The sequence below is a fragment of the Dietzia sp. IBK-p2-16D genome (assembly GCF_057773085.1).
Genome location: NZ_JBYMTL010000003.1, coordinates 381,794 through 403,305 on the forward strand (window position 1 = coordinate 381,794; position 21,512 = coordinate 403,305).

Below are 21,512 nucleotides of genomic sequence, written 5' to 3' on the forward strand. Positions count from 1 at the left end.
CCTGGGATACTGGGCCCATGGCCGCCGATCGCACACCCCGCGCACCGCACGAGCAGTACCGCCTCGCCGACATCCCCGTCGACGACGCCTGGGTCCGTAAGAACAACGAGAGCCTCGCCGAGGTGCGGCGCCTGCAGTGGTCCGCCGGCATCCTCGGGGTGATCGTGCTGGCCGCGGCCGTGGGCCTGCTCGTCTACTCGGGCTTCGAGGCCTGGGCCTGGATCGTCGCGGCGATGGCCGGGGTCTTCGCGATCGGTTGCCTGGCGATGATCGGCTACATCCCCCGCAAGATGGGGTCCATGCAGCGCACTTACGCCACCTCGGAGCTGGTCCCGGCCATCATCGCCGAGGTCCGGCCGCGCGGCGTCACCCTGCTGGCGCTCGTCGACCGGGCCGTCGACCGGTCGGCCGGCTCCCTGCCCGCCCTGGTCGCCCGGACCTGCGGACCGATCGCCGGGCACGAGGCCAGGGTCGGCGAGCGCGTGCCCTGCGTCGCCGTGGTGGGCAACCGCAGCGCCCGCGGAAGCGACAACCTGTACCAGTTCATCTCCCCCATGCCCGTCGCGTGGGCGACCTCCGACCAGGCCGCCCTCCGGCGGCTCGAGAAGGAGATCCCCCCGGGTGAGTGGGAGCGGCTGCGCCAGAACCTCGACCGGGTGAAGGACGTCTCGGCCGTGCCCACGAGTCTGCTCCCCCTCGACTGAGCCGAGCACACCCCCCGCGCCCTCACCCGGCGACCCGCCCCCTGTGAACTAAGTGTCACGGGACCGTGATCCGACGCCACAGTTCGGCAACACCGCCTTCCTAGCCTGATCCGCACAGGCTAGAAGGAGGTCCAGGAATGACTGAGCACATCGTCGTCGTCGGACACGGGATGGTCTCCCACCGATTCGTCTCCACCCTCGGCTCGCGGTACCGCGACGCCGACCTGGCCGTCACGGTGATCGGCGAGGAACCCGACCCCGCCTACGACCGGGTGGGCCTGTCGGCCTACGTCGGCGCGTGGGAGCGGGCGGCCCTGCACCTCGAGGACGCCCGGCACGCCGCCGACCCGCGCGTCACGGTCCGCTCCGGTCACCTCGTCACCGCGATCGACCGGGCCGCGAAGCAGGTGGAGCTCGACTCCGGTGAGCGCATCTCGTACGACACGCTGGTCCTGGCCACCGGTTCGCGCGCGTTCGTCCCGCCGGTTCAGGGCCACGATCTGCCCGGTTGCCACGTCTACCGCACGCTCGACGACCTCGACGCGATCCGCGCGGCCGCCGAGCGCGCCGGGGCCGGGGCCCACGGCGTGGTGGTCGGCGGCGGACTGCTCGGCATCGAGGCCGCCAACGCGCTGAGCCTGATCGGTCTGACCCCGCACGTCGTCGAGCGCAACGACCGGCTCATGCCCGTCCAGGTCGACGGGCGCGGCGGCGCGCTGCTGTGCGACCTCATCCGTGACCGCGGTATCGACGTGCACCTGGACGTGACCGACACGGTGATCGAGCCCGGTGACGGAGCGGACGGTGCCGGCGGGGTGCGGGTCACCCTGACCGGCGACGACGGCGAGACGACCGCCGTCGACGCAGCGGTCGTGGTGTTCTCCGTCGGGGTCAGACCCCGTGACGAGCTCGCCCGCGGGGCCGGGTTGGCCCTGGCCGAGCGGGGCGGCGTGCTGACCGACCGGGCCTGCCGCACCTCCGACCCGCACGTGTTCGCGATCGGCGAGTGCGCGGCCATCGAGGGCACCTGCTACGGCCTGGTCGGGCCCGGGTACGCCTCCGCCGAGGTGGTCGCCGCCCGGCTCGGCGACGGGCCGGGTGCCGACGCCGAGTTCGCCGGCGCCGACCTCGCCACCAAACTCAAGCTCATGGGCGTGGACGTGGCCAGCTTCGGCGACGCCCACGGGCGCACGCCCGGCTGCCTCGAACTGGTGGTGGACGACCCCGTCACCCGCACCTACTCCAAACTCGTCCTCAGCGACGACGCCCTGACCCTGCTCGGCGGGGTGTTCGTCGGCGACGCGGGCCCGTATCAGCTGCTCAAGCCGTTGCTCGGGCGCACCTTGCCGTCGTCGAACCCCCTGTCCCTCATCACCCCGGGCGCCGCGGCGGACGGCGGTGTCGGCGTGGAGTCGTTGCCCGACGACGCCCAGATCTGCTCCTGCAACGCCGTCACCAAGGGCACGCTCCGCGAGGCGATCTGCGGCGGGGCGTGCGACGTCCCGGCGCTTAAGGCGTGCACCCGCGCCGGCACCTCGTGCGGGTCGTGCCTGCCGCTCATGCGACAGGTGCTCGAGGCCGAGGGCGTCGAGCAGTCCACCGCGTTGTGCGAGCACTTCGACCAGTCCCGCTCGGAGCTGTTCGAGATCGTCACGGTCACGGGGATCCGCACATTCTCGGGTCTGATCGGGCGGTTCGGCCGCGGCTCCGGCTGCGACATCTGCAAGCCGACCGTCGCCTCGATCCTCGCCTCGACCAGCTCAGACCACGTCCTCGACGGTGAGCAGGCCTCGCTGCAGGACACCAACGACCACTTCCTGGCCAACATCCAGAAGAACGGCACCTATTCGGTCGTCCCGCGCATGCCCGGCGGGGAGGTGACCGCCGAGCAGCTCATCGTGATCGGGGAGATCGCCCGCGACCACGACCTCTACGTCAAGGTCACCGGCGGCCAGCGGATCGACCTCTTCGGCGCCCGGGTCGAGGAGTTGCCCCGGATCTGGCGACGCCTGGTCGACGCGGGCATGGAGTCCGGTCACGCCTACGGCAAATCGCTGCGCACGGTGAAGAGCTGCGTGGGCACCTCGTGGTGCCGATACGGCCAGCAGGACTCCGTGGGGATGGCGGTCCTGCTCGAGAACCGCTATCGCGGGCTGCGCGCGCCGCACAAGATCAAGATGGGCGTGTCCGGCTGTGCCCGCGAGTGCGCGGAGGCCCGCGGCAAGGACGTCGGCGTGATCGCAACCGAGACCGGCTGGAACCTGTACATCGGCGGCAACGGCGGCGCGACCCCGCGGCACGCCCAGCTGCTGGCCGGAGATCTCACCGACGACCAACTCATCCGCTACATCGACCGCACGGTGATGTTCTACGTCCGCACCGCCGAGCGCCTGCAGCGGATCGCACCGTGGCTCGAATCGCTGGCGGGCGGCATCGACCACCTGCGTGAGGTCGTGTGTGAGGACTCTCTGGGACTCGCGACCGAACTCGAGGGCCGGATGGAGGCCCACGTCGAGGGCTATGTCGACGAGTGGGCGGCGGTCCTGGACGACCCGGACAAGCTCGCCCGCTTCGTCTCGTTCGTCAACGCCCCGGAGGCCCCGGACCCCACCGTGCAGTTCGAGGAGAAGGGCGGCCGCAAGGTGCCGGTCCTCCTCGGCTCGCCGTCCATGCCGGCCCGCGTCTGACGGTCCCGCGCCGGACACCGGCCAGCTCTGCCGGCCACCCCGCCCACGACTCCCGCTCACCAGCACCGCCCACGACTTCCGCCCGCCAGTCCCGCCCACCAGGAGGAGATCCGCCATGACCACCACCCAGCTGTTCACCGCCACCCGCCCCGCCGAGATCGCCGTCTGCCCGGTCGGCCGCCTCATCCCGGGGCGCGGGGTCGCCGCCCTGCTGCCCGACGGCCGCCAGGTGGCGGTGTACAAGATCGACGACGACGAGGTCCGCGCCCTCTGCAACATCGATCCCGTCGCCCGGGCAGCCGTGATGAGCCGCGGCCTGGTGGGGGACCGCGCCGGAGAGCCCGCGGTGATCTCGCCGATCGGCAAACAGGCCTATGCCCTGGCCGACGGTCGCGGCCTCGACGACCCCTCGCACGGTCTCTCGGTGTTCCCCGCCAGGGTCGCCGCCGACGGCACAGTGTTCGTGGCCACGCAGCCGGCCGTCCGGCATGCCCGCGTGATCGCGGCGTAGTCGCCGGGCCCCGCACGGCGAGGCCGGCCCAGACCAGCCAGCGGCCCGTTCCCGACACCGGGGCAGCGCATCCGCTCGTGGATGCGCTGCCCCGGTGGCTTGCGATGGTCGAATGCACACTCTTGCTGGGGTTACGCTGCGAACGTGGTCCATTCCGAGTGCGTAAGTCGGCGAGCCAGCGCATGTGGCGTGTGATGCGCTGGCTCGTGGCCACCACACCGCCTGGGCCACCACACCGCCTGGGCCACCACACCGCGCCGCGGCCCGGCGCCTCAGATGTTGAGTCGGTAACCGCGCTTGACGACGGTCGTGACGAGGTCGGGAACGCCGAGCGCGCGCCGCAGCCGGCCCATCGCGGTCTCCACGGCGTGCAGGTCGGTTCCCTCGCCGGGCAGTGCCGCGAGCAGGTCGTCCCGGCTGACGCAGGCCCCGGGCCGCCGGGCCAGGACCCGCAGCAGCGCGAGCTGGGCCGGGGTGAGGTCGACGAGTCGTCCGTCGACCAACGCCGCCGCCGCGCACACGGTGAGCTCGTGCCCGGCGACCTCGATCGGCGCGGTCCGGGCGGCGAGCTCGTCGGTGGTGTGCCGCATGAGCGACCCCAGCCGCATCCGGTCCGGGCTGGTGAACGGGACGTCGAGTTCTGCCAGGGGCGCCGCGGTCACCGGCCCCACGCACAGCGCCGCGACGGGCCCGCCGAGCGCGTCGAGCAGGTCGTCGAACACGCCCAGGGCCTCGGCCCGCTTGAGCACCGCCACCACCGCCGGCGCCGCGGTGAAGGTCACCCCGTCGACGCCCCGGGCCGCGATGGTCCGCACCAGATCGTCCAGCGCCGCGAGATCGTCGGGTAGCTCCCAGCGGTAGACGGGCACCTCGATCACGTCAGCACCCGCCTCACGCAACCCGTCGAGCAGCACCGCCATCGGGTTCCAGCCGGAGCCCGCGCCCTGGATCTGGACGCCGATCGTCAGCCCCTCCACGCCGCGCTCGAGCAGCATCTCCAGCAGCTCCGGGCTGGCCTCGCTCTTGGCCGAGGCGTGCTCCCGCAGTCCCGCCGCGCGGATCGCACCGGTGGTCTTGGGTCCGCGGGAGTACAGCGGGATCCCACCCATCAGTGCCAGCAGGTCGTCGGCCAGGCCCCATTCCTCGCACACCTGCATCCACCAGCGCACGCCGGCCGCGGTGGTGAGCACCATGAGGTCGGCGGGCGCCGCGAGCAGGCGCCCGGTGGCCTCGCGCACCACCGTGTCCTCGGCGATGGGGATCATGTGCATCGCCGGCGCGTGCAGGACGGTGGCCCCGCGCCGCTCGAGAAGGGTGCGCTGCTCGGAGGCCCGTCGGGCGGCGGTGACGGCGACAGTGCGTCCGAGCAGCGGGAGATCGGGTTCGGAGGTGGTCACGTCGGAATCGGTCACTCCCCCATCATGAACGAGGCGTGTGTCCGGCAGGTTTCCCTCCACCGCCTCGTCCGCCCCCGCTCCCGCTCCCACGTCCGTCCCCGCCGCCGCGTCCCGTGACCGCTCGTCCCCCGTTATCCCGCCTCCTGAAGCCATCCGCATATCCCGTCGACCGCCGCCGAGCACCCGCCACATCCGGTCCCGGCGCGGGTCCGCTCGGCCAGCGCACCGCTGTCGCGCGCACCGTCGGCCCAGGCCGCGACAAGGTCGCCCTTGCTCACGCCGTTGCACCTGCACACGACCGCCGCGGCCGGCATGGTCGACGGCGTCTGAGCCGCCACTGCCTCGGCCCGGCCCAGCACCACCGACACCACGTCGTCCGGCACGGGCAGGGCGTTCTCGAACAGCTGCGTGAGCATCCCGACCGGCTCCGGGTGCCCGATCAGCGCGGCGCCCACCACGCGCCCGCCCGCCACGTCGACGCGCGCATACCGGCCGCGGGCGGGTTCGCTCAGGGTCGTGACCTCGATGGGTGTTCCGGTGTCGGGGCATCGCGATCCGTAGACGTCCGCCGCGAGCGAGCCCAGGGCGACCACGTCGAGCCCGTGGGCCTTGAGCCTGGTCACCTCCGCGCCGCCGACGTACCTCGCCTGCGGGTCCGCGCCGCTGAGCCGGGCTGCCAGCACCACGGCCTGGTCCCAGGCGGGCGCGACCAGCCCGCCGACGACCCCGCGGTGCTCGGCACAGTCGCCGAGGGCGGAGATCGCGGGGTCGCTGGTGGTCAGCTCGTCGTCGACGACCACGCCGCTGCCCACCTCCAGCGCGGCGTCACGCGCGAGGTCCGTCCGGGGCGCGGACCCGGCGGTGAGCACGACGGTCCGGCAGCGCACCTCGCCGTCGTCGAGGGTGAGGGTGGCCCCGTCCCACCCGGTGGCTCGTACACCGGTCAGGACCCGCACCCCCAGGGCTGCGAGGGCGCGGACCAGGACGGCCCCGGCGCCGACGTCGAGGCACCCGTTCATGGGTCGGTCGCGGGGGTGGACGACGACGACGTCGTGCCCCGACCCGGCGAGTGCGCAGGCGATCTCCAGACCGATGAAGCCCGCACCGATGATCGCGACGGTGCCCGGGTGTGCGGCGAGATGAGCGGTCAGTTCTCGCTGCCCCGCCGCGTCCCGGAGGGTGAACGCGCCGGGCGCCAGGCCGCCCCCGGGGCCGCGGATGCCGTCGACGGGCGGGATGCGGGGTGCGGCGCCGGTGGCCAGGACCAGGTGGTCGTAGCCCACGCGTTCACCGTCGGTGAGTTCCACCTCGCGCGTGGCGCGGTCGATCGCCGCGACGGTCGCACAGGTCCGGACGGTGACGTGGTTGCGCTCCCACCATCCCGTGGGCTTGAGCCGGGCCACCGGCGAGGGTGCCACCGTCGCGCGGGCAGCGACGGCGGCGGGCCCCGGCCGGGCCGCGACGGCGTGGGACAGCATGACCCGGTTGTACGGCTCCTCCGCTTCCGCGCCCAGCACGGTCACCGACAGCCGCTGCGGGTCCGGTTCGCCGACGCGCAGTTCCTCGACGAGCCGGGCGGCGGCCATCCCGGCGCCCACCACCACGACGCGGCGCGCGCTCATGCCGCCTCCAGCCGGACCGCGCACACCTTGAACTCGGGCATCCGGCTGTGCGGGTCGAGCTCGGGCAGGGTGAGCAGGTTGGCCCGGCCGTCGCCGGGGAAGTGGAACGGCAGGAAGACGGTGTCGGTGCGCATGTCCTCGTCGCAGCGGACCACGGCGTCGAGCGAGCCTCTCCGCGAGACGATGCGCGCAGGATCGCCGTCGACCAGGCCGGCCGCGCGTGCGACGACGGGGTGGACCTGCACCCACATGACCGGTTCGGCCCCGGCGAGTTCGGTGACCCGCCGGGTCTGCGCGCCGGACTGGTAGTGGGCGAGCAGCCGCCCGGTGGTCCCGAGCAGCGGGTACTGCGCGTCGGGTGGTTCGGCGGGTGCGCGCGGCTCGTCCACGACGAACCGGGCGCGGCCGTCGGGCGTGGCGAAGCGGTCGAGGAACAACCGTGGCGTCCCGTCCGGCGCATCGGCGCCGCACGGCCAGTGCAGGGCCTCGCCTGCGTCGAGGCGATCCCAGTCGATCGCCGAATAGTCGGCCTTGCCGCCGGCGGAGGCGCGGGCGAGCTCGCCGAACACCGCGCGCGCGTCGGTCGGGAACCGCTCGGGCCCGCGGTCCAGGCGGCGGGCGAGTTCGTGCCAGATCCACAGCTCGTCGCGCACGCCGGCGGGCGGTGTGATCGACCGGCGGCGCCGCAGCACGCGCCCCTCGAGGTTGGTGAGCGTGCCCTCCTCCTCGGCCCACTGCGGTACGGGCAGGACGACATCGGCCAACGCGGCGGTCTCCGAGAGGACGAAGTCGGCCACGACCAGGGTGTCGAGAGCGCGCAGTCGCTCGGTCACGCGCCCGGCGTCGGGCGCGGAGACCACCGGGTTGGAGGCGTGCATGAGCATGGCGGTCGGCCCTCCCGGTCCGCCGAGCGAGTCGAGCAGCTCGAACGCCGACAGGCCCGGTCCGGGGATCTGCTCCGGGTCCACTCCCCAGACCCCGGCGACGTGGGCGCGGGCGGCGGGATCGGTGATCATCCGGTACCCGGGCAGCTGGTCGGCCTTCTGTCCGTGCTCGCGGCCGCCCTGCCCGTTGCCCTGCCCGGTGAGGGTGCCGTAGCCACTCCCCCGCCGCCCGGGCAGTCCCAGCGCCAGTGCGACCGCGATGGCGGCGCCCACCACAGCGGTGCCGTCGGCGTGCTGCTCGGCGCCCCGGGCGGTGAGGATGTACGAGCCCGCCCCCGCGTCGCGCGCGCCGGAGAGAAGGGCGACCGCCCGCTCGAGGTGGGCGACCGAGACGCCGGTGACGCGCTCGGTGCGGTCGGGGAGCCAGGCGGCGGCGTGCGCCCACGCGTCGTCGAATCCGCTGGTGCGCTCGGCGAGGTACTGCGTGTCGACCGCGCCGGTGACGACGACGAGGTGGAGCAGTCCCAGCGCGAGCGCCGCGTCCGTGCCGGGGCGCAGTCGCAGGTGCACACCGCCCCCGTCGAGGGCGCGCCGCGCGGTCGCGCTGAGCCGGGGATCGGCCACGACGAGCCCGCCCGCGCGTGCCGCCGTGTCGAGGTGTTGGAGGAACGGGGGCATGGTGTCGGCGGGGTTGGCACCGATGAGCAGCACCGCCCGGGCGGCGGCGAGGTCGGTGACGGGGAACGGCAGTCCACGGTCGAGGCCGAAGCTGCGGTTCGCGGCCGCCGCGGCACTCGACATGCACCAGCGGCCGTTGTAGTCGATGAGCCGGCTGCCCAGCGCGAGCCGGGTGAACTTCCCCAGCTGGTAGGCCTTCTCGTTGGTCAGCCCGCCGCCGCCGAACACGGCCACCCCGTCGGGCCCGCCCACGGCCTGCGCCCGGCGGATCCCGTCGGCCACCCTGTCCAGGGCGGTGTCCCAGTCGCACGGCACCAGGCGTCCGTCGTGGCGGACTAGCGGGGTGGTGAGCCGATCCGGGTGGGTGAGCAGGTCGCCCGATGTCCAACCCTTGCGGCACAGCCCGCCGCGGTTCGTGGGGAACCACGCGGGTGCCACCTCGGCCGCCGCGGCCGGGTCCGGCCCCGGCGTCACCGTCATCGCGCACTGCAGAGCGCAGTACGGGCAGTGCGTGTGGGTGGGCCGGTCCTCGTGGGGGCCCTTCCCGGCGGGCTCGGGCACCCTCGTCAGGTTCGGCACCGCCGGGCTGCTGCGGACGGTCGTCATGGTGCTCTCCTCGTCGTCGTCCCTCATCCCGGTCGGTCAGCCCGCGGCCGGCACCGGACGTGCGGCCGGGTCCGTCGCGGGGCGGGACGCCGCGGCACCGGCCACCGTCGTCGCAGCGCCGGCCACCGTCGGCGCGGCGGTCGGACGCCGCAGGTACACCGTCCGCGTGACGAGCGCCGCCACGACGTAGAAGACCGTGAACGCCACGAACGCCCAGGTGGCGGACCCCGACGACTGGTAGGAGCTGCGCAGGGTCATGTTGATGAGGAACCCACCGAACGCGCCGACCGCGCCGGCGACCCCGATGAGGGCGCCCGAATGCGCCCGCGACCACGCCGCCCGGGCGACCTCCGGCAGGTCCAGGCCGCGGCTGCGCGCCTCGTAGACGGTGGGGATCATCTTGTAGACCGAGGCGTTGCCCATCCCGGTGAGCGCGAACAGGGTGAGGAAGGCCGCGAAGAACAACACCAGCGCACCGCCGGAGAGCCTGCCGCCGTCGGCCGCCTGCATGCTCGAGGTGACGATCAGCGCGACCGTCGTGGCGGCCATGCCGAGGAACGTCAGAAGCGTGACCCGGGCGCCACCGAACCGGTCGGACAGTCGGCCCCCGAGCATGCGCGTCAGCGAGCCCAGCAGCGGGCCGAGGAAGGTGATCTGCGCGGCGTGGAGTGCGGCGTCCGCCGGGGACTGCCCGTTACCGGTGAAGGTCATGGTGAGCATCTGGCCAAAGGCGAAGCTGAACCCGATGAACGAGCCGAAGGTACCGATGTAGAGCAGTGACAGCACCCAGCCGTCCTTGTCGCGGACCACGTCCTTCATGCTTTGCACGTCGACCGTCTGGTGGGTGAGGTTGTCCATCTTCAGCGCCGCGCCGATCCCCGCGACCACCAGCAGGACCAGGTACACCGCGATCACCCAGTGCGGCGAGCGGTTCCCCGCCGCGGCGATCACCACCAGCCCCACCACCTGGATGGTCGCCACGCCCAGGTTGCCGCCGCCCGCGTTGAGGCCCAGTGCCCAGCCCTTCATGCGCTGCGGGAAGAAGGCGTTGATGTTGGTCATGGACGAGGCGAAGTTGGCGCCGCCCAGGCCCGCGAGAGCTCCCACCACCAGGTACAGCCACAGCGGCTGCCCGGGGTTGGCCATGATCCACAGCATCGCGCCCGCCGGGATGAGCAGGACGAATGCGGAGAACATGGTCCAGTTGCGGCCGCCGAACGTCGCGGTGGCCAGCGTGTACGGGATGCGCAGGAACGCGCCGGTGAGGGTGACCACCGCGGAGACGAGGAACTTGTCCGGCGCGTCCAGGCCGTAGACGTCCTGTGGCATGAACAGCACCATCACCGCGAAGAGTGTCCACACCGAGAACCCCACGTGCTCGGCGAACACCGACCAGTACAGATTGCGCATCGCGGTGCGCCGGCCCCCGGCCTCCCACTGGGCCGTGTCCTCCGGATCCCAGTTCTCGATCACGTGCGAGCGCGTCATGAACCGCCCCTCCCCGGTAGTGGGCGCCCGGCCGGCGCCCTGTGCCACGCCACCGTAGGAAGCCGCTGTTTCCCCTGCGCTACCCGTGGTGACGGTCCCGTCACGGTGTACTCACGTCTGGCGGATCGGCCTGTGAGGGTGCCGCTCGCGTGGTCGACTGGGATCATGTCACGCACCGGCACACGACTCCGCCGCGTCACTCTCGCCGCGGTCCTCCTGACCACGCCGCTGCTCGGCCCCCTCGCGACCGCTCCCGCCGCCCTCGCCCAGTCACTCGATGATCCCGCCTGGCCGGCGGACCGCCCGTTCCCACCCGCCACCGAAGGCCCGTTCGGATGGGCGGAGCTCTCGTACTGGCCCTACGCCGTCGTGCCGTCCGATCCCCAGTTCTGGGCACCGAACGGAGCTCCCATGCGCGTGCTCTCCCCCTACGGCACGGACACGGAGATCTGGTGCTCGAACTACGTGTCCGAGGGATCGGCCTGTTGGCAACGCGACTCCTCGGGGACGCCGCACCGGCTCCACCGCATCACGGTGCTCTCGGACGTGATCACCGGATCGACCGGGTCCGCGGCCGACGGGAGCGTCCGGGGTGCCTACAACCTGGCCCACGAACGGGGATGGCCCACCACGTCGGGCGGCATCGGAGTCCCCGCCGGCACCGTCCCCGGTTCGGCCACCACCACATGGGTCTCACTGATGCCGCTCTCCCCGTTCGGCGCCGACTCCCGCGACTTCGACGTGTGGGTGTACCCGGGGTTCGTGCCCGGCAACTGAGTAACCTGGGACGTTCGAACCCGCTGCGAAAGGATCCACCGCGTGCCGTTCCCCCTGGATGTCCCCGAGTCCGACCTGCGCAGGCGCCGGAGCCAGAAGTGGGTGGCCTATCCCGAGGACGTCCTGCCGCTGTTCGTGGCCGAGACCGACGTCCTGCTCGCCCCGGCGATCCGGGAGCGCCTCGCCGCCGCGGTGGCGGACGGTGACACCGGCTACTTCGCCGAGATCGAGCGACTCGGCGGGGTGTGCGCGCGGTACTACTCGCGCTTCGGGTACGACGTGCCGGAGGACTCGGTGGTGCCGGTCAACGACGTGGGCGTGGGCGTGCGGGAGACCCTCGCCCGGACCATCCCGGCCGGGAGCGGCGTGGTGTATACGCCGCCGGTGTACATGCCGTTCGGACCGTGGATCCGGCGCGTGGGGATGACGCCGGTCGCGGTGCCCCTGGTCGACCACGACGGCGAGGACCCGCGCCTGGACCTGGCGGGCATCGAGCAGGCGTTGGCCGATGGGGCCCGGGCCGTGCTGCTCAGTCACCCGCACAACCCCACGGGCGTTCTTCACGGCCAGGCAGAGTTGGCCGAGCTCGCCGACCTGGCCGCGCGGCATGACGCCGTGGTGGTCTCCGACGAGATCTGGGCGCCCCTGGCCATGCCGGGAGTCGAGTTCACCTCGTTCCTGGCCGCCTCCGACACCGCGCGCGAGGTGGGGCTGGCCATCTCGTCGGCGTCCAAGGCGTTCAATCTCGCCGGACTCAAGTGCGCGTTCGTGATCAACGGCAACCCGGAGCGGTTCCACGTCCGGCGCTCGGCGCTGTCGGGCGCGGTGGGGCACTTCGGGGCACTGGCCGCGGAGGCCGCGTTGACCGGGTCCCTGGATTGGCTCGACGAACTGCGGTCCGCCCTGGCCGCCAACCTCGACCTGATGGAACAGCTCATGACCGAGCATCTTCCCCGGGCCCGGTGGCGGCGCCCGGACGCCGGTTTCGTCGCCTGGATCGACTTTCGCGCCTACCCGGGACTGGGGGACGACCCGGCCGCGGCGTTCCTCGACGAGGGGCGGGTGGCGCTGAGCCCCGGGCCGGCGTTCGGCACGGAGGGCAAGGGCTTCGCCCGGGTGAACTTCGCCTGCTCCGCCGAGCTGCTCACCGAGGCGTTCGTGCGGATGGGCCGGGTGGCGAACTCGGCTTCCTGACCTGCCGAGATCCGTTTACATGTGGGATGCGTCACAAACTTAACTTAGGCTAGCCTTTCCTCAAACTTGCGCACTAAGGTAAGGCTTGCCTCTGTGACGGGGGCGCCAGCTTCCACCGGGCGCATCGGGCGCCCGGGATGATTCCTCGAAGGAATTCCCACATGTCTCGTATCGCTTCCCGGTCGGCCGCGGTCGCCCTGACCTCCGCGGCCCTCATGGGCCTGTCCGCTCTCGCGATCCCCGGCGTCGCCGCCGCTGAGGACGTCAACTGCGACCCCGACGCCACCACCTACTCGGTCACCGGCGGCTCGATCGAGTGGGGCTTCAAGCAGAGCTTCCGGAGCTACTTCCAGACGGGCGCGCAGGGGACCTGGACCCTCTCCGAAGGCGTCTCCTTCAAGGGCTCCGAGCGCGGGGCCGACGGCCGGTTCGCATGGCCGATCTCCGAGGGCGCCGTGTCCGGGGCGAACAACGCCACCGCCTCCGGCGACGGCAGTGTCCACTTCGTCGGCCATTCCGGCGCGCTGGACACGACCCTGTCCAACCCGACGGTCGAGATCACCGGAACCTCGGGTGTACTCAAGCTCGACTACGCGGGCAACGAGTTCACCATGAACCCCAACGACCCCGCCGTGCCGATCAGCGGCACCCAGGTCGTCGCCGCCACCTTCACCCTCCCGAACGCCTCCGTCTTCCAGACCGGCGGCCAGGTGACCGTCTCGTCCAACCCGTCTGTCATCGGCGACGCCTTCGTCCCCGCATTCGACAGCTACCCCTCCGGCACCCAGCTGGACCCGGTCACCGTGGTGCTCGACATCACCGCCCCGTGCAACGGCGAGGTCGGCGGGGACGACGACAACGGCGGCATCTTCGGCTCGCTCGGCAACCTCTTCGACTTCGGTTCCTGAGCCACTCCCCCAACAGCAGCCCCGGGCTGCCGGGCACAGCCCCGGTATCCCGGGGCTGCCACTTGGGTTATCGAGACCCCACAAACGCAGTCACAGTATTCACCTCGGCCCTACCCAATGCTCGACAATGCCCGTTGAGGAATTCCCCCGAGAACAATTCCGGAAGCGATATCAGCGCGCCGCCGGGGGCAACTCATCGGCACGCCTTCCGCCGGAATTCCGGTACCCGATTCGACTCGGTTCGGATATAGCGATCAGAGGTTCAGTGCCGTAATATCCATTAAGCGAAACTAACCTCGGAGGAACAATGGAGACCACCCTTTCCGCCCCCTTGTCGAAGGCACTTCACGATTCGACGATGGCGGCCCACGATCAGGCGGAGAACGCCTCGTTCATCACCCGCCTGATGTCGGGCGAGGGGACGGTGAACGGCCTGGTGGCCCTTCTGCGGCAGTCCCTCCCCGTCTACGAGGCCCTCGAGGGGGCGTGCCGTGCCGCCGGCGAGGATCCCCGCCTGGCGTCGATCCTCGACCCGCGCCTCGATCGGACCGACGCTCTCCGCGCCGACCTTCAGGCCCACGCAGCCCTGGGCCGCACGAGCGACCTCGTCGTCCCGGCTGTCACCGCCTACGTCGACGAGCTCCGCGCCTGCACCTCGGACCCGGCGGCCCTGATCGGCCACCACTATGTCCGCTACCTCGGGGACCTCTCGGGCGGGCAGATCATCAAGACCATGGTTCGCCGCCACTACGGCGTCGAGGAGGGCCTGAGCTTCTACGAGTTCGAGATCGACAAGCCCAAGGTCTACAAGGACGAGTACCGGGCCGCCCTCGATGCGCTGCCCCTGAGCGAGACCGACCGGGAGTCCGCGCTGGCTGCGGCCACCCGCGCCTTCGATCTCAACCACCAGATCTTCCTCGACCTGGAGGCCGCAGGCGTCCGCTGAGACGCCCCAGCCCCCTTCTCAGGCCCCCGGATCCGCGCTGCGGACCCAGGGGCCTGACTCGTTGGGCCCCTTCCCGTTTCCTATCCACGCCCGACCCCCGCTCGATCTCACGCGCCGACGACAGCGGCCCCGACACCGAGGGTGTCGGGGCCGCTGGGGCCGCAGCGGTGGGCTGCCGGGAAGTCAGGTCAGCCGGGGAGCAGGCCCGCCAGGCTGCCGAGCGAGACCGAGCCGAGGGAGAACGGGTCCCCGAAGGTGATCGGCTGGTAGGTCTCCCACGCAGCATGCGTGGCTCCGCCACCCGCGTAGGTGTAGATGCCCACGTTGCCTTCGACATCGCCGGCCAGATCGTCGATCTGGGCCTTGGACACGGTGAACGTCGTGGTGAAGCTGCCGTCGGCGGCGAGCTCGATCGCTCCGCGCGCCGACCCACCGATGGTCTCCATGTCCTCGGCGTTGACCGCCCAATACTGGGAGATCGACTTCCGCGCCGTGGACGCCGCTCCCGCGGAGGGTTGCCACTCATCCGCGAACTTGCCGAAGATCACGTAGATCCCGGGGTTCTTTCCGGCGAGCGGGGGCCGGCTGGCGACGACGGCGTCATCCTTGAAGCCGGTCCCGGAGACGGTGATCTCGTGCTCGCCGTCCTCACTGAGGACGGACTCCGAGACCGTCACACGGGGGCCGTCGCCCTGCTCGGCCGAGGCCGAGGCGGAGGTGAGGGACTGGAGCGCGGTGCTGACCAGCGCACCGATTCCGGCCTCGTCGGCATTGGCCACCGGGGCGATCGCCGTGCCGGAGAGCAGCGCGAGCGCTGCCCCCAGCACCATGCCACGGCGACCGGCGAGCGCGAGCCGGGATCGAGAAGTCTTCACATCAGTCCTTCCTGCGAACTGTCTGGTAGAAAAGCCCTGCTGCGAGCGCGAGCAGTGCAGCCCCCACCCACCACTGCCATTGGTGGGTGGGGTTTCCCGTCTCTGACGAGGCGGAAGTCTGTGCGTAGGCCACCTCGGAGAGGGGCAGATTCGACGCGACCGGGGCCGCGGCCTGCGGAGCAGCGAAGTTCGACGCAGGTGCCGCGGGCGCGGGAGCGGACGAGCCGCCGCCCGAGGGGGCGGTGATGGTCGCGAGGGTGGCGCCCACGGTGCCGGCGGTCATCGGAGCTCCCGCGGCGTAGTACTCCTCGTACTCTTCCGCGAACTCATCCACGACGACGGTCGACGAGTCGCCGGCATCCGGGGCGGGGGCTGCGGCCTGGGCGGCCTGGGCTGCCTTGACGGCGTCCGGCTGCAGCGGCTTCCATGCCTCGTCCATCCAGGCTGCAGCCGTGTCGCTGACATCGGTCCCGGCGGCGCGGATGATGTCCTCGACCGCGTCACCGATAACTTCACCGACAATCCCTGAATTGCCCGAGTTTCCGGACCCGCCACCATTCGAGTCAGGAACGCTGTGCGGATTGTCGGAATCCCAACTCACGATTATCGGAAGAGGGAGTTTGGTGGCGTCAAAAGAAGCGCCCGTGGAATACCAGAATCCGCCACTTCCCGAGTCTTTAGCGAAATCCAGGAACGACTCGGGGAATGCGCCCCAATTCGGGCCGGTCTTCACCTGGGGCATCTCGCTGTCGGCACGAGGATAAGACACGCCGCGGTATTCCGGCTCCGCCGAGATACCGGTCTCATCACCCAGGTCGAGATCACGCCGATCCAGGTTCGCCAGCGTGACCGACTTGGGCGTCATCGGGGTCCACACCGACGAGTTCTCACGGTCGGTCCGGTGCCCACCCAGGGTCGCCGTCACCACCGCGCGCGACGGGGTCACCGTGAGAACGGGATCGCTGATGGTGAGGTACACGAATCCGGAGTAGTACAGAACCGACACGGTGCCGTCCCACTCGATCGCCGCTGTCTTGGCCTCCGGGTCCACGGTGCCTTCGCCGCCGGTGAAGACCATCTCGAGGCCGCTGTACTTGCTCGTCGAGCTGGATAGCGTCGTCCCCGACTGATCGGTCTGGACGCCGGCCCACGTCGCCGGGGCGGACGATCCGCTGGCCGTCCGCTTCTCGATCGTGACGTCGCCGGAGCTGGCCTTCCAGTCAGCCGGGGCGATCGCCGTGTTGGGCCCGGTAATGGCGCCCGCGATGTCACCCGCCGACAGGAAGTTCAGGCCGGGACCATGGCTCGGCCCGGAGCTCTGCTTGTTCAGGCCCCACCGGAATTCCGCATCCGTGATCGCCACCGCGGCGGCGCGCGCCGGGGGCGCCCACACGGTCGCAGCCATGGCGAGCACCAGGGCCAGGGCCAGGGCGGTCGCGCTGCGGAGACTCGAGCTGCTCAGAGTCGAGGAGTACTGCCTGGTCATCGCTGAACCTCTTCCTGCGTCGCGGTGGTGGGGTACGCGGTCTGCGCGTGGGCGCCGTCCTCCGGGGGACAGAGGTAGTTGTCGCCGCCGGCACCGGGTTCGTCGACCCCCTGGGCAGCAGGGGCCTCGTACGCCTCCGCGACGCCGGCATCCTGACTACGCCTGACCATGAACGCGGCGGCGGCGAGCAGCGCCAACCCCGCGAGCGCTAGAAACAGCCACTTCATCGAGTCGCGCAGTGTGTTGGACGACGCCGCCGGGGTGATGTCGACTCGCAGAGGAAAACGCTCAGTGGCCTCCAGGCCCGATCCTGCTCCCGCAGCCCGAATCTCGTGGGTTCCCGCCTCGATGTCCTCGGGCAGGACGATGACTCCCGCGACCTCGCCGTCGACCCCGGCCACCACCGGCCCCACCGCCGCAAGGCCGTCGCCCAGCACCACGTACACCTGCTCACCGGGCCAGAACCCCGCGGCCGCGAAGCCCATCGCCCCGCCAGCCCGGGCCGACCTGCGGTCGACCTCGATCACTGCGGCGCTACTGAGCGTGGTCCCGCCGGTCTCCCCAGCGGCGCCGTCTGCAGAGGTTGCAGACTCAACAGCCGCACCGGGATCACCCGAGGAGGGCGCAGCGGCGGTCGCCTCGGTCCCGCCGGCTCCTGCTGCGGGAGCGCCCTGGGCCTGGACCGCCGTCTGCGCACGGCCGGCGCGGCCCGCCACCTCCGCTGCCCGGCCGGACCCCGCTCGACCCGCTGCCGCCGGGGCTGCCGGAGCCTGTGCGGGCGGCGCCTCGGCTGCTGCGGGCGAGGCCGGAGCCGTCCCGGCCTGGAAGGTCACCGGGGTGAACGTCTCGTTGGCGCCGTTGCGCACCCCGTGTGCGCCCCAGGTGAAGAACCCACAGGTCATCTTGAGACAGTCGATGCGCTTGCCCCCGGCGCCGGTGAACGTCGGCCCCGGGACCGTCAGCTGCACCCGGAAGGACCCGTCGGCACCCATCGTGCCCTGCGCCTCACCGGAGGTCTCCGACCCCGGGAACGCGACGAACGCCTGGTAGCCCTTGTTGTTCCGGGACTGGTCGTCGGGGATGTAGTCGTACGAGTTGCCGGTGGCACCGCCCTTGGACGGGCCCCAGTTGGATCCGTTGACCCAGCCGAAGCCCACGTAGATTCCACCGAAGCCGCCCTGCACGGCCTGATAGCCCGACCCGCTCACGGTGAAGGTCGTCGGCCCGGAGCTCGACGCCACCGCGCCGCCGATCGAGCTCGACGCGCTGAGCCGCGCCGCGGCCTGCGCCGGCGGCGCCCCGGCCACGACGAGCGCGACCGCGGCCAGCAGTACGGCGAGCGCCACTGCCAGCCGGCGCTGTGCGGCGACCGGCACGCTGATCGGCGCGTGGCCGCGTGAGGTGTCCATCACGAGAACTCCTTGACGAGGACGGGGTCAGAGACGCCCGACTGGGCGAACTGCTCCGGGGCGGCGGGACGACGGAACCGCCGGCGATCCGGGGTGACCAGCAGGTCCCCGGTCACCGGGTGACGGTGGACGAGAACCGGCTGCTGATAGACCTCGTGGATGAGGTCGGGGGTGAGCACCTCCGCCGGCGGGCCGTCGGCGCGGACCCGGCCGTCGGCGATCATCACCATGCGGTCGGCCCACGCCGCGGCCAGCGCGAGGTCGTGGAGCACCACCACCACGGCCCCGCCGGCGTCGGCGACCGCGCGCGCGAGCTCCAGGACGATCTCCTGATGCCGCAGATCCACGGCGGCGGTGGGCTCGTCCAGCAGCAGGACGCCGGTGCGCTGCGCGAGGGCGCGCGAGAGCGATACCCGGGCCTTCTCCCCACCGGACAGCGTCGGGAAGGTCCGGAGGCGCAGGTGGGTGGTGTCGGTGGCGGCGAGCGAGGAGTCGATGATCTCCTCGTCGTCGTTTCCCTCGGGCAGCCCCGTCCACGGCGCGCGCCCCATCGCCACCACCTCCCGCACGCTGAACGGGAAGGCCACGGAGTTGGCCTGCGTCAGCAGGGCACGGCGCCGCGACAGGTCGCCCAGGCGCCACTTGCGCAGGTCCGTGCCATCCAGCACCGTCCGGCCGGACTCGGGCGTGGTGTCCCCCGCCACCACGCCGAGCAGCGTCGACTTGCCGGCGCCGTTGGGGCCGACCAGCGCCAGCACCTCGCCTGCGTGGACGTCGAGGTCCACCGCGTCCAACAGCACCCGACCGCCCATCCGGACGGTCACCCCCTCCGCGCGCAGCACCGGTGTGCGGGCCTGATCGGCGGTCATCCCCAGCCTCCTGCGGTGCGACGGGTGCGGTGGAGCAGCCAGAAGAAGAACGGGCCGCCCACGGCCGCGGTGACCATGCCCAGCGGCAGTTCCGCGTAGTTGACGGCGGTGCGGGCCAGCAGGTCGGCGGCGAGCAGACACACCGCGCCGCCCAGCGCCGAGGCCGCCAGCAGCAGCCGGTGTCCGGGGCCCGCGATCATGCGGACCACATGCGGCACCACCAGGCCGACAAAGGCGACGATGCCGCAGAACGCCACGGCCGCGGCGGTGAGCAATCCCACCAGCAGGATCGAGTAGATGCGCAGGCGCTCCACGTCAACCCCCAGGTGCCGGGCCGGGCGCTCTCCCAACGCGAGCAGGTCAAGCTGGCGGGCCAGGCGCGACGCCAGCAGGAGCCCGAGCAGCGCGACCGGCGCCACCACGAACACGTACTCCCACCGGCTGCCGTTGAGGCTGCCCAGCTGCCAGAACACGATCTCCTCGCGGGCCTGGGTGTCACCGAGGAACATGAGGAACGCCAACGCCGCGCCCGCCACCGCGTTGACCGCGATGCCGGTGAGCACCAGCGTCACCACCTCCGTGCGGCCGTTACTACGGCTGAAGAGGTAAACGGCGGCGGTGGTGATGATGCCGGCCACGAAGGCGCAGACCACGCTCGTCCAGGGACCGAAGGCGGTGAGGCCGAACACGATCGCCGACGCCGCGCCCACCGCGGCGCCGGCGGACACGCCCACCACGCTCGGCTCGGCGAGCGGGTTACCGAACGCGCCCTGCATGAGCGCGCCCGCGACGGCCAGCGCCGCGCCCACCACGATCGCCATGGCCACGCGCGGGAACCGCACGCTCCACAGCGTCGCGTCGGCGCGGGGGTGGCTCTCGGCCGGCCCCATGTCGAGGCCCAGGCCGCGCAGGAAGCCCGACGCCACCTCCGACGGCGGGATCGACAGCTGCCCGGAGGCGGCCGCCACCACGGACAGCACGACCAGCGCCACGCACAGTCCGGCGATGAGCAGACCGCCCGTGAGCAGGCGGCTCGTCCCGCCAGACTCGCGACGCGGTGCGCGGGCGGCGTGCCGGGCCGGGCGCCGCGCCTCGGTGAGGGTCACAGCGCGTCGGGGGCGTAGAGCGCCACGGCGAGCGCGTTGAGGACGGCCGGGGTGCGGGTGCCGAAGGAGAGCACCAGATCATCGTTCATCGCGATGATGCGCTCGTTCGCGCCGGCGGGGGTCTGCGCCATGGCCGGGAACTTCTCCAGCAGCCCGTCCACACCGCCGACCGAGTCGAGGCCCTTGTTCATCATGATGATCACGTCCGGCTGGGCGGCGATCAGGCCCTCGTCGTTGGCGGGCTTGGCGCCCTTCCACCCGACCTCGGAGGAGACGTCGTACCCGCCGGCCGCGGAGATGAGCTCGTCCGCGCCGCTGTCCCGGCCGAACATGTAGTACACGCCGGCCGCGCCACGGGCGTAGAGGAAGACCGTGCGCAGCTGCTGCGTCTCCGACTCGGGCGCGATCGTGGCGATCGACTCCTCGGCTGCGGCGATCTGCGCGCGGGTCCGCTCGCCCAGCGCGCGCCCCTCCTCCGGCAGGCCGAGGGCGTTGCCCACGGCCTCGGTGAGGGCCTCGACGTTCTCCGGGGAGCGGTGGGAGTCGACGACGACGACGGGCACACCAGCATCGCGCAGCTGCAGCACCACATCCCACGGTCCGAGTGAGGTGTCGGTGATGATCACGGACGGGTTGAGCGCGAGGATCGCCTCGGCGTTGAGCTGGTGTCCGTCGGTGGTCACCAGCGGGACGTCGGCGATCTCCGGGAACGCCGACGAGATGTCGCGGCCGATCACGTTGCCGCCCAGGCCGAGCTCGAACACGATCCGCGACAGGGTTCCGTAGATGTCCAGCGGCAGGATGCGTGAGACGTCCTCCACCTCGACGACCGTGCCCTGGTTGTCGGTCACCACGGCCGGCAGCTGCGGTACCGGGTCGGTGGCGATCGGCCCCACCGGGTCGTCGACGAGCTGGAGCGCGAGCTGTCCCTGGTACGAGCGCGGGTCCTCGAGCGCGGTGACCTCCGACGCGAGCGGGATCCCCGAGATCTTCTCGGTCTCCCCACCTGCACCAGTGGCGACCCCGCAGGAGGCGAGCGAGAGCGTCAGGACCGCAGCGAGGGCGACCCGAAAAGAACCTGAGCGCTGTCTGAACATGGGGAAACTGTAGCACCCATCACTGAGGCAAGCCTAACCTCTATTGCCCTAGCCTTACCTAAGTGCCATCAGTGCACGTCAAGCGCAGGTTTGCTCTCCGACCGCGCCACAAGTGAGCGCATTTCACGTGCGTGGACGATTCGTAGAGGGCTCCACGAGCCATAAGGATTCCGGAACCCCGGAGCCCGGCAAACGCCGTGCGCCCCGGTTCCGGTCGCGAGGATCGGACCCGGGGCGCATGGGTACCGCTGGGGCCGTTCCGACTCCG

General features: G+C 71.8%; 17 protein-coding genes. 7 read left to right on the top strand and 10 right to left on the bottom strand.

All coding sequences use genetic code 11. The features are described 5' to 3' along the window. The first annotated feature begins 17 nt into the window (after window positions 1-17). The 3 genes from AC3DE3_RS09755 (at window position 18) to nirD (ending at window position 3,902) form a co-directional block, all read left to right on the top strand. On the top strand, window positions 18-704 hold the full coding sequence (locus AC3DE3_RS09755; protein WP_260487064.1) for a DUF3239 domain-containing protein: 687 nt from the start codon (window positions 18-20) through the stop codon (window positions 702-704). Window positions 705-841: 137 nt separating this feature from the next. Continuing rightward, entirely contained in the window at window positions 842-3,391 is a 2,550-nt protein-coding gene (gene nirB / locus AC3DE3_RS09760) for a nitrite reductase large subunit NirB (protein ID WP_488369812.1), read from the top strand. Between the two features lie 115 nt (window positions 3,392-3,506). Continuing rightward, window positions 3,507-3,902 carry a nitrite reductase small subunit NirD gene (nirD, locus tag AC3DE3_RS09765; RefSeq protein WP_260487066.1) on the top strand — a complete coding sequence of 132 codons (396 nt, stop codon included), beginning with the start codon at window positions 3,507-3,509 and terminating at the stop codon, window positions 3,900-3,902. Window positions 3,903-4,174: 272 nt separating this feature from the next. Here the strand turns inward: nirD and AC3DE3_RS09770 are convergent, their stop codons facing one another. From AC3DE3_RS09770 to AC3DE3_RS09785, 4 genes are all read right to left on the bottom strand, one after another. Further along, window positions 4,175-5,299 (bottom strand): uroporphyrinogen-III synthase, encoded by a 1,125-nt coding sequence (locus tag AC3DE3_RS09770; protein WP_488369832.1) that lies wholly within the window; start codon window positions 5,297-5,299, stop codon window positions 4,175-4,177. A gap of 131 nt (window positions 5,300-5,430) precedes the next feature. Continuing rightward, window positions 5,431-6,921 (bottom strand): FAD-dependent oxidoreductase, encoded by a 1,491-nt coding sequence (locus AC3DE3_RS09775; protein ID WP_488369813.1) that lies wholly within the window; start codon window positions 6,919-6,921, stop codon window positions 5,431-5,433. Further along, on the bottom strand, window positions 6,918-9,089 hold the full coding sequence (locus AC3DE3_RS09780) for a molybdopterin oxidoreductase family protein (RefSeq protein WP_488369814.1): 2,172 nt from the start codon (window positions 9,087-9,089) through the stop codon (window positions 6,918-6,920). The genes AC3DE3_RS09775 and AC3DE3_RS09780 overlap by 4 nt, the downstream gene beginning before the upstream one ends. Before the next feature lie 36 nt (window positions 9,090-9,125). Continuing rightward, window positions 9,126-10,577 carry a nitrate/nitrite transporter gene (locus tag AC3DE3_RS09785; protein WP_488369815.1) on the bottom strand — a complete coding sequence of 484 codons (1,452 nt, stop codon included), beginning with the start codon at window positions 10,575-10,577 and terminating at the stop codon, window positions 9,126-9,128. Between the two features lie 165 nt (window positions 10,578-10,742). Between AC3DE3_RS09785 and AC3DE3_RS09790 the strand changes: the two genes are divergently transcribed. The 4 genes from AC3DE3_RS09790 (at window position 10,743) to AC3DE3_RS09805 (ending at window position 14,402) form a co-directional block, all read left to right on the top strand. Then, the gene (locus AC3DE3_RS09790; RefSeq protein ID WP_488369816.1) at window positions 10,743-11,354 is read left to right on the top strand and encodes a hypothetical protein; all 612 of its coding nucleotides are present in this window, start codon (window positions 10,743-10,745) and stop codon (window positions 11,352-11,354) included. A 42-nt stretch (window positions 11,355-11,396) separates the two neighbouring features. Beyond that, a complete protein-coding gene (locus AC3DE3_RS09795) occupies window positions 11,397-12,548 on the top strand; it encodes a MalY/PatB family protein (RefSeq protein WP_260487072.1) in 1,152 nt (383 codons plus the stop codon). Between the two features lie 161 nt (window positions 12,549-12,709). Further along, window positions 12,710-13,456, top strand: coding sequence for an HtaA domain-containing protein (locus AC3DE3_RS09800; RefSeq protein ID WP_260487073.1), 747 nt, complete (start codon window positions 12,710-12,712; stop codon window positions 13,454-13,456). Between the two features lie 307 nt (window positions 13,457-13,763). Next, on the top strand, window positions 13,764-14,402 hold the full coding sequence (locus AC3DE3_RS09805) for a biliverdin-producing heme oxygenase (RefSeq protein ID WP_260487074.1): 639 nt from the start codon (window positions 13,764-13,766) through the stop codon (window positions 14,400-14,402). A 188-nt stretch (window positions 14,403-14,590) separates the two neighbouring features. On the opposite strand, the gene AC3DE3_RS09810 is transcribed toward AC3DE3_RS09805, so the two are convergent. From AC3DE3_RS09810 to AC3DE3_RS09835, 6 genes are all read right to left on the bottom strand, one after another. Beyond that, entirely contained in the window at window positions 14,591-15,277 is a 687-nt protein-coding gene (locus tag AC3DE3_RS09810; protein ID WP_260487075.1) for a hypothetical protein, read from the bottom strand. Window position 15,278: 1 nt separating this feature from the next. After that, a complete protein-coding gene (locus AC3DE3_RS09815; RefSeq protein WP_488369817.1) occupies window positions 15,279-16,682 on the bottom strand; it encodes an HtaA domain-containing protein in 1,404 nt (467 codons plus the stop codon). A 77-nt stretch (window positions 16,683-16,759) separates the two neighbouring features. After that, window positions 16,760-18,172, bottom strand: coding sequence for a hypothetical protein (locus tag AC3DE3_RS09820; protein WP_260487077.1), 1,413 nt, complete (start codon window positions 18,170-18,172; stop codon window positions 16,760-16,762). After that, window positions 18,172-19,041: a heme ABC transporter ATP-binding protein gene (locus AC3DE3_RS09825; protein WP_488369818.1), complete on the bottom strand. Its 870-nt coding sequence runs from the start codon at window positions 19,039-19,041 to the stop codon at window positions 18,172-18,174. The genes AC3DE3_RS09820 and AC3DE3_RS09825 overlap by 1 nt, the downstream gene beginning before the upstream one ends. Beyond that, window positions 19,038-20,147, bottom strand: coding sequence for a FecCD family ABC transporter permease (locus tag AC3DE3_RS09830; RefSeq protein WP_488369819.1), 1,110 nt, complete (start codon window positions 20,145-20,147; stop codon window positions 19,038-19,040). Before AC3DE3_RS09830 ends, AC3DE3_RS09825 begins: the two co-directional genes overlap by 4 nt. Further along, on the bottom strand, window positions 20,144-21,244 hold the full coding sequence (locus AC3DE3_RS09835) for a heme/hemin ABC transporter substrate-binding protein (protein WP_488369820.1): 1,101 nt from the start codon (window positions 21,242-21,244) through the stop codon (window positions 20,144-20,146). Before AC3DE3_RS09835 ends, AC3DE3_RS09830 begins: the two co-directional genes overlap by 4 nt. Between the last annotated feature and the right edge of the window lie 268 nt (window positions 21,245-21,512).

Bases quoted from the DNA above. Each gene is read 5' to 3' on its own strand.
- AC3DE3_RS09755 (WP_260487064.1), top strand. From the start codon at position 18: ATGGCCGCCGATCGCACACCCCGCGCACCGCACGAGCAGTACCGCCTC.
- nirB (WP_488369812.1), top strand. From the start codon at position 842: ATGACTGAGCACATCGTCGTCGTCGGACACGGGATGGTCTCCCACCGA.
- nirD (WP_260487066.1), top strand. From the start codon at position 3,507: ATGACCACCACCCAGCTGTTCACCGCCACCCGCCCCGCCGAGATCGCC.
- AC3DE3_RS09775 (WP_488369813.1), bottom strand. From the start codon at position 6,921: ATGAGCGCGCGCCGCGTCGTGGTGGTGGGCGCCGGGATGGCCGCCGCC.
- AC3DE3_RS09780 (WP_488369814.1), bottom strand. From the start codon at position 9,089: ATGACGACCGTCCGCAGCAGCCCGGCGGTGCCGAACCTGACGAGGGTG.
- AC3DE3_RS09785 (WP_488369815.1), bottom strand. From the start codon at position 10,577: ATGACGCGCTCGCACGTGATCGAGAACTGGGATCCGGAGGACACGGCC.
- AC3DE3_RS09790 (WP_488369816.1), top strand. From the start codon at position 10,743: ATGTCACGCACCGGCACACGACTCCGCCGCGTCACTCTCGCCGCGGTC.
- AC3DE3_RS09800 (WP_260487073.1), top strand. From the start codon at position 12,710: ATGTCTCGTATCGCTTCCCGGTCGGCCGCGGTCGCCCTGACCTCCGCG.
- AC3DE3_RS09805 (WP_260487074.1), top strand. From the start codon at position 13,764: ATGGAGACCACCCTTTCCGCCCCCTTGTCGAAGGCACTTCACGATTCG.
- AC3DE3_RS09815 (WP_488369817.1), bottom strand. From the start codon at position 16,682: ATGGCTGCGACCGTGTGGGCGCCCCCGGCGCGCGCCGCCGCGGTGGCG.
- AC3DE3_RS09820 (WP_260487077.1), bottom strand. From the start codon at position 18,172: ATGGACACCTCACGCGGCCACGCGCCGATCAGCGTGCCGGTCGCCGCA.
- AC3DE3_RS09825 (WP_488369818.1), bottom strand. From the start codon at position 19,041: ATGACCGCCGATCAGGCCCGCACACCGGTGCTGCGCGCGGAGGGGGTG.
- AC3DE3_RS09835 (WP_488369820.1), bottom strand. From the start codon at position 21,244: ATGTTCAGACAGCGCTCAGGTTCTTTTCGGGTCGCCCTCGCTGCGGTC.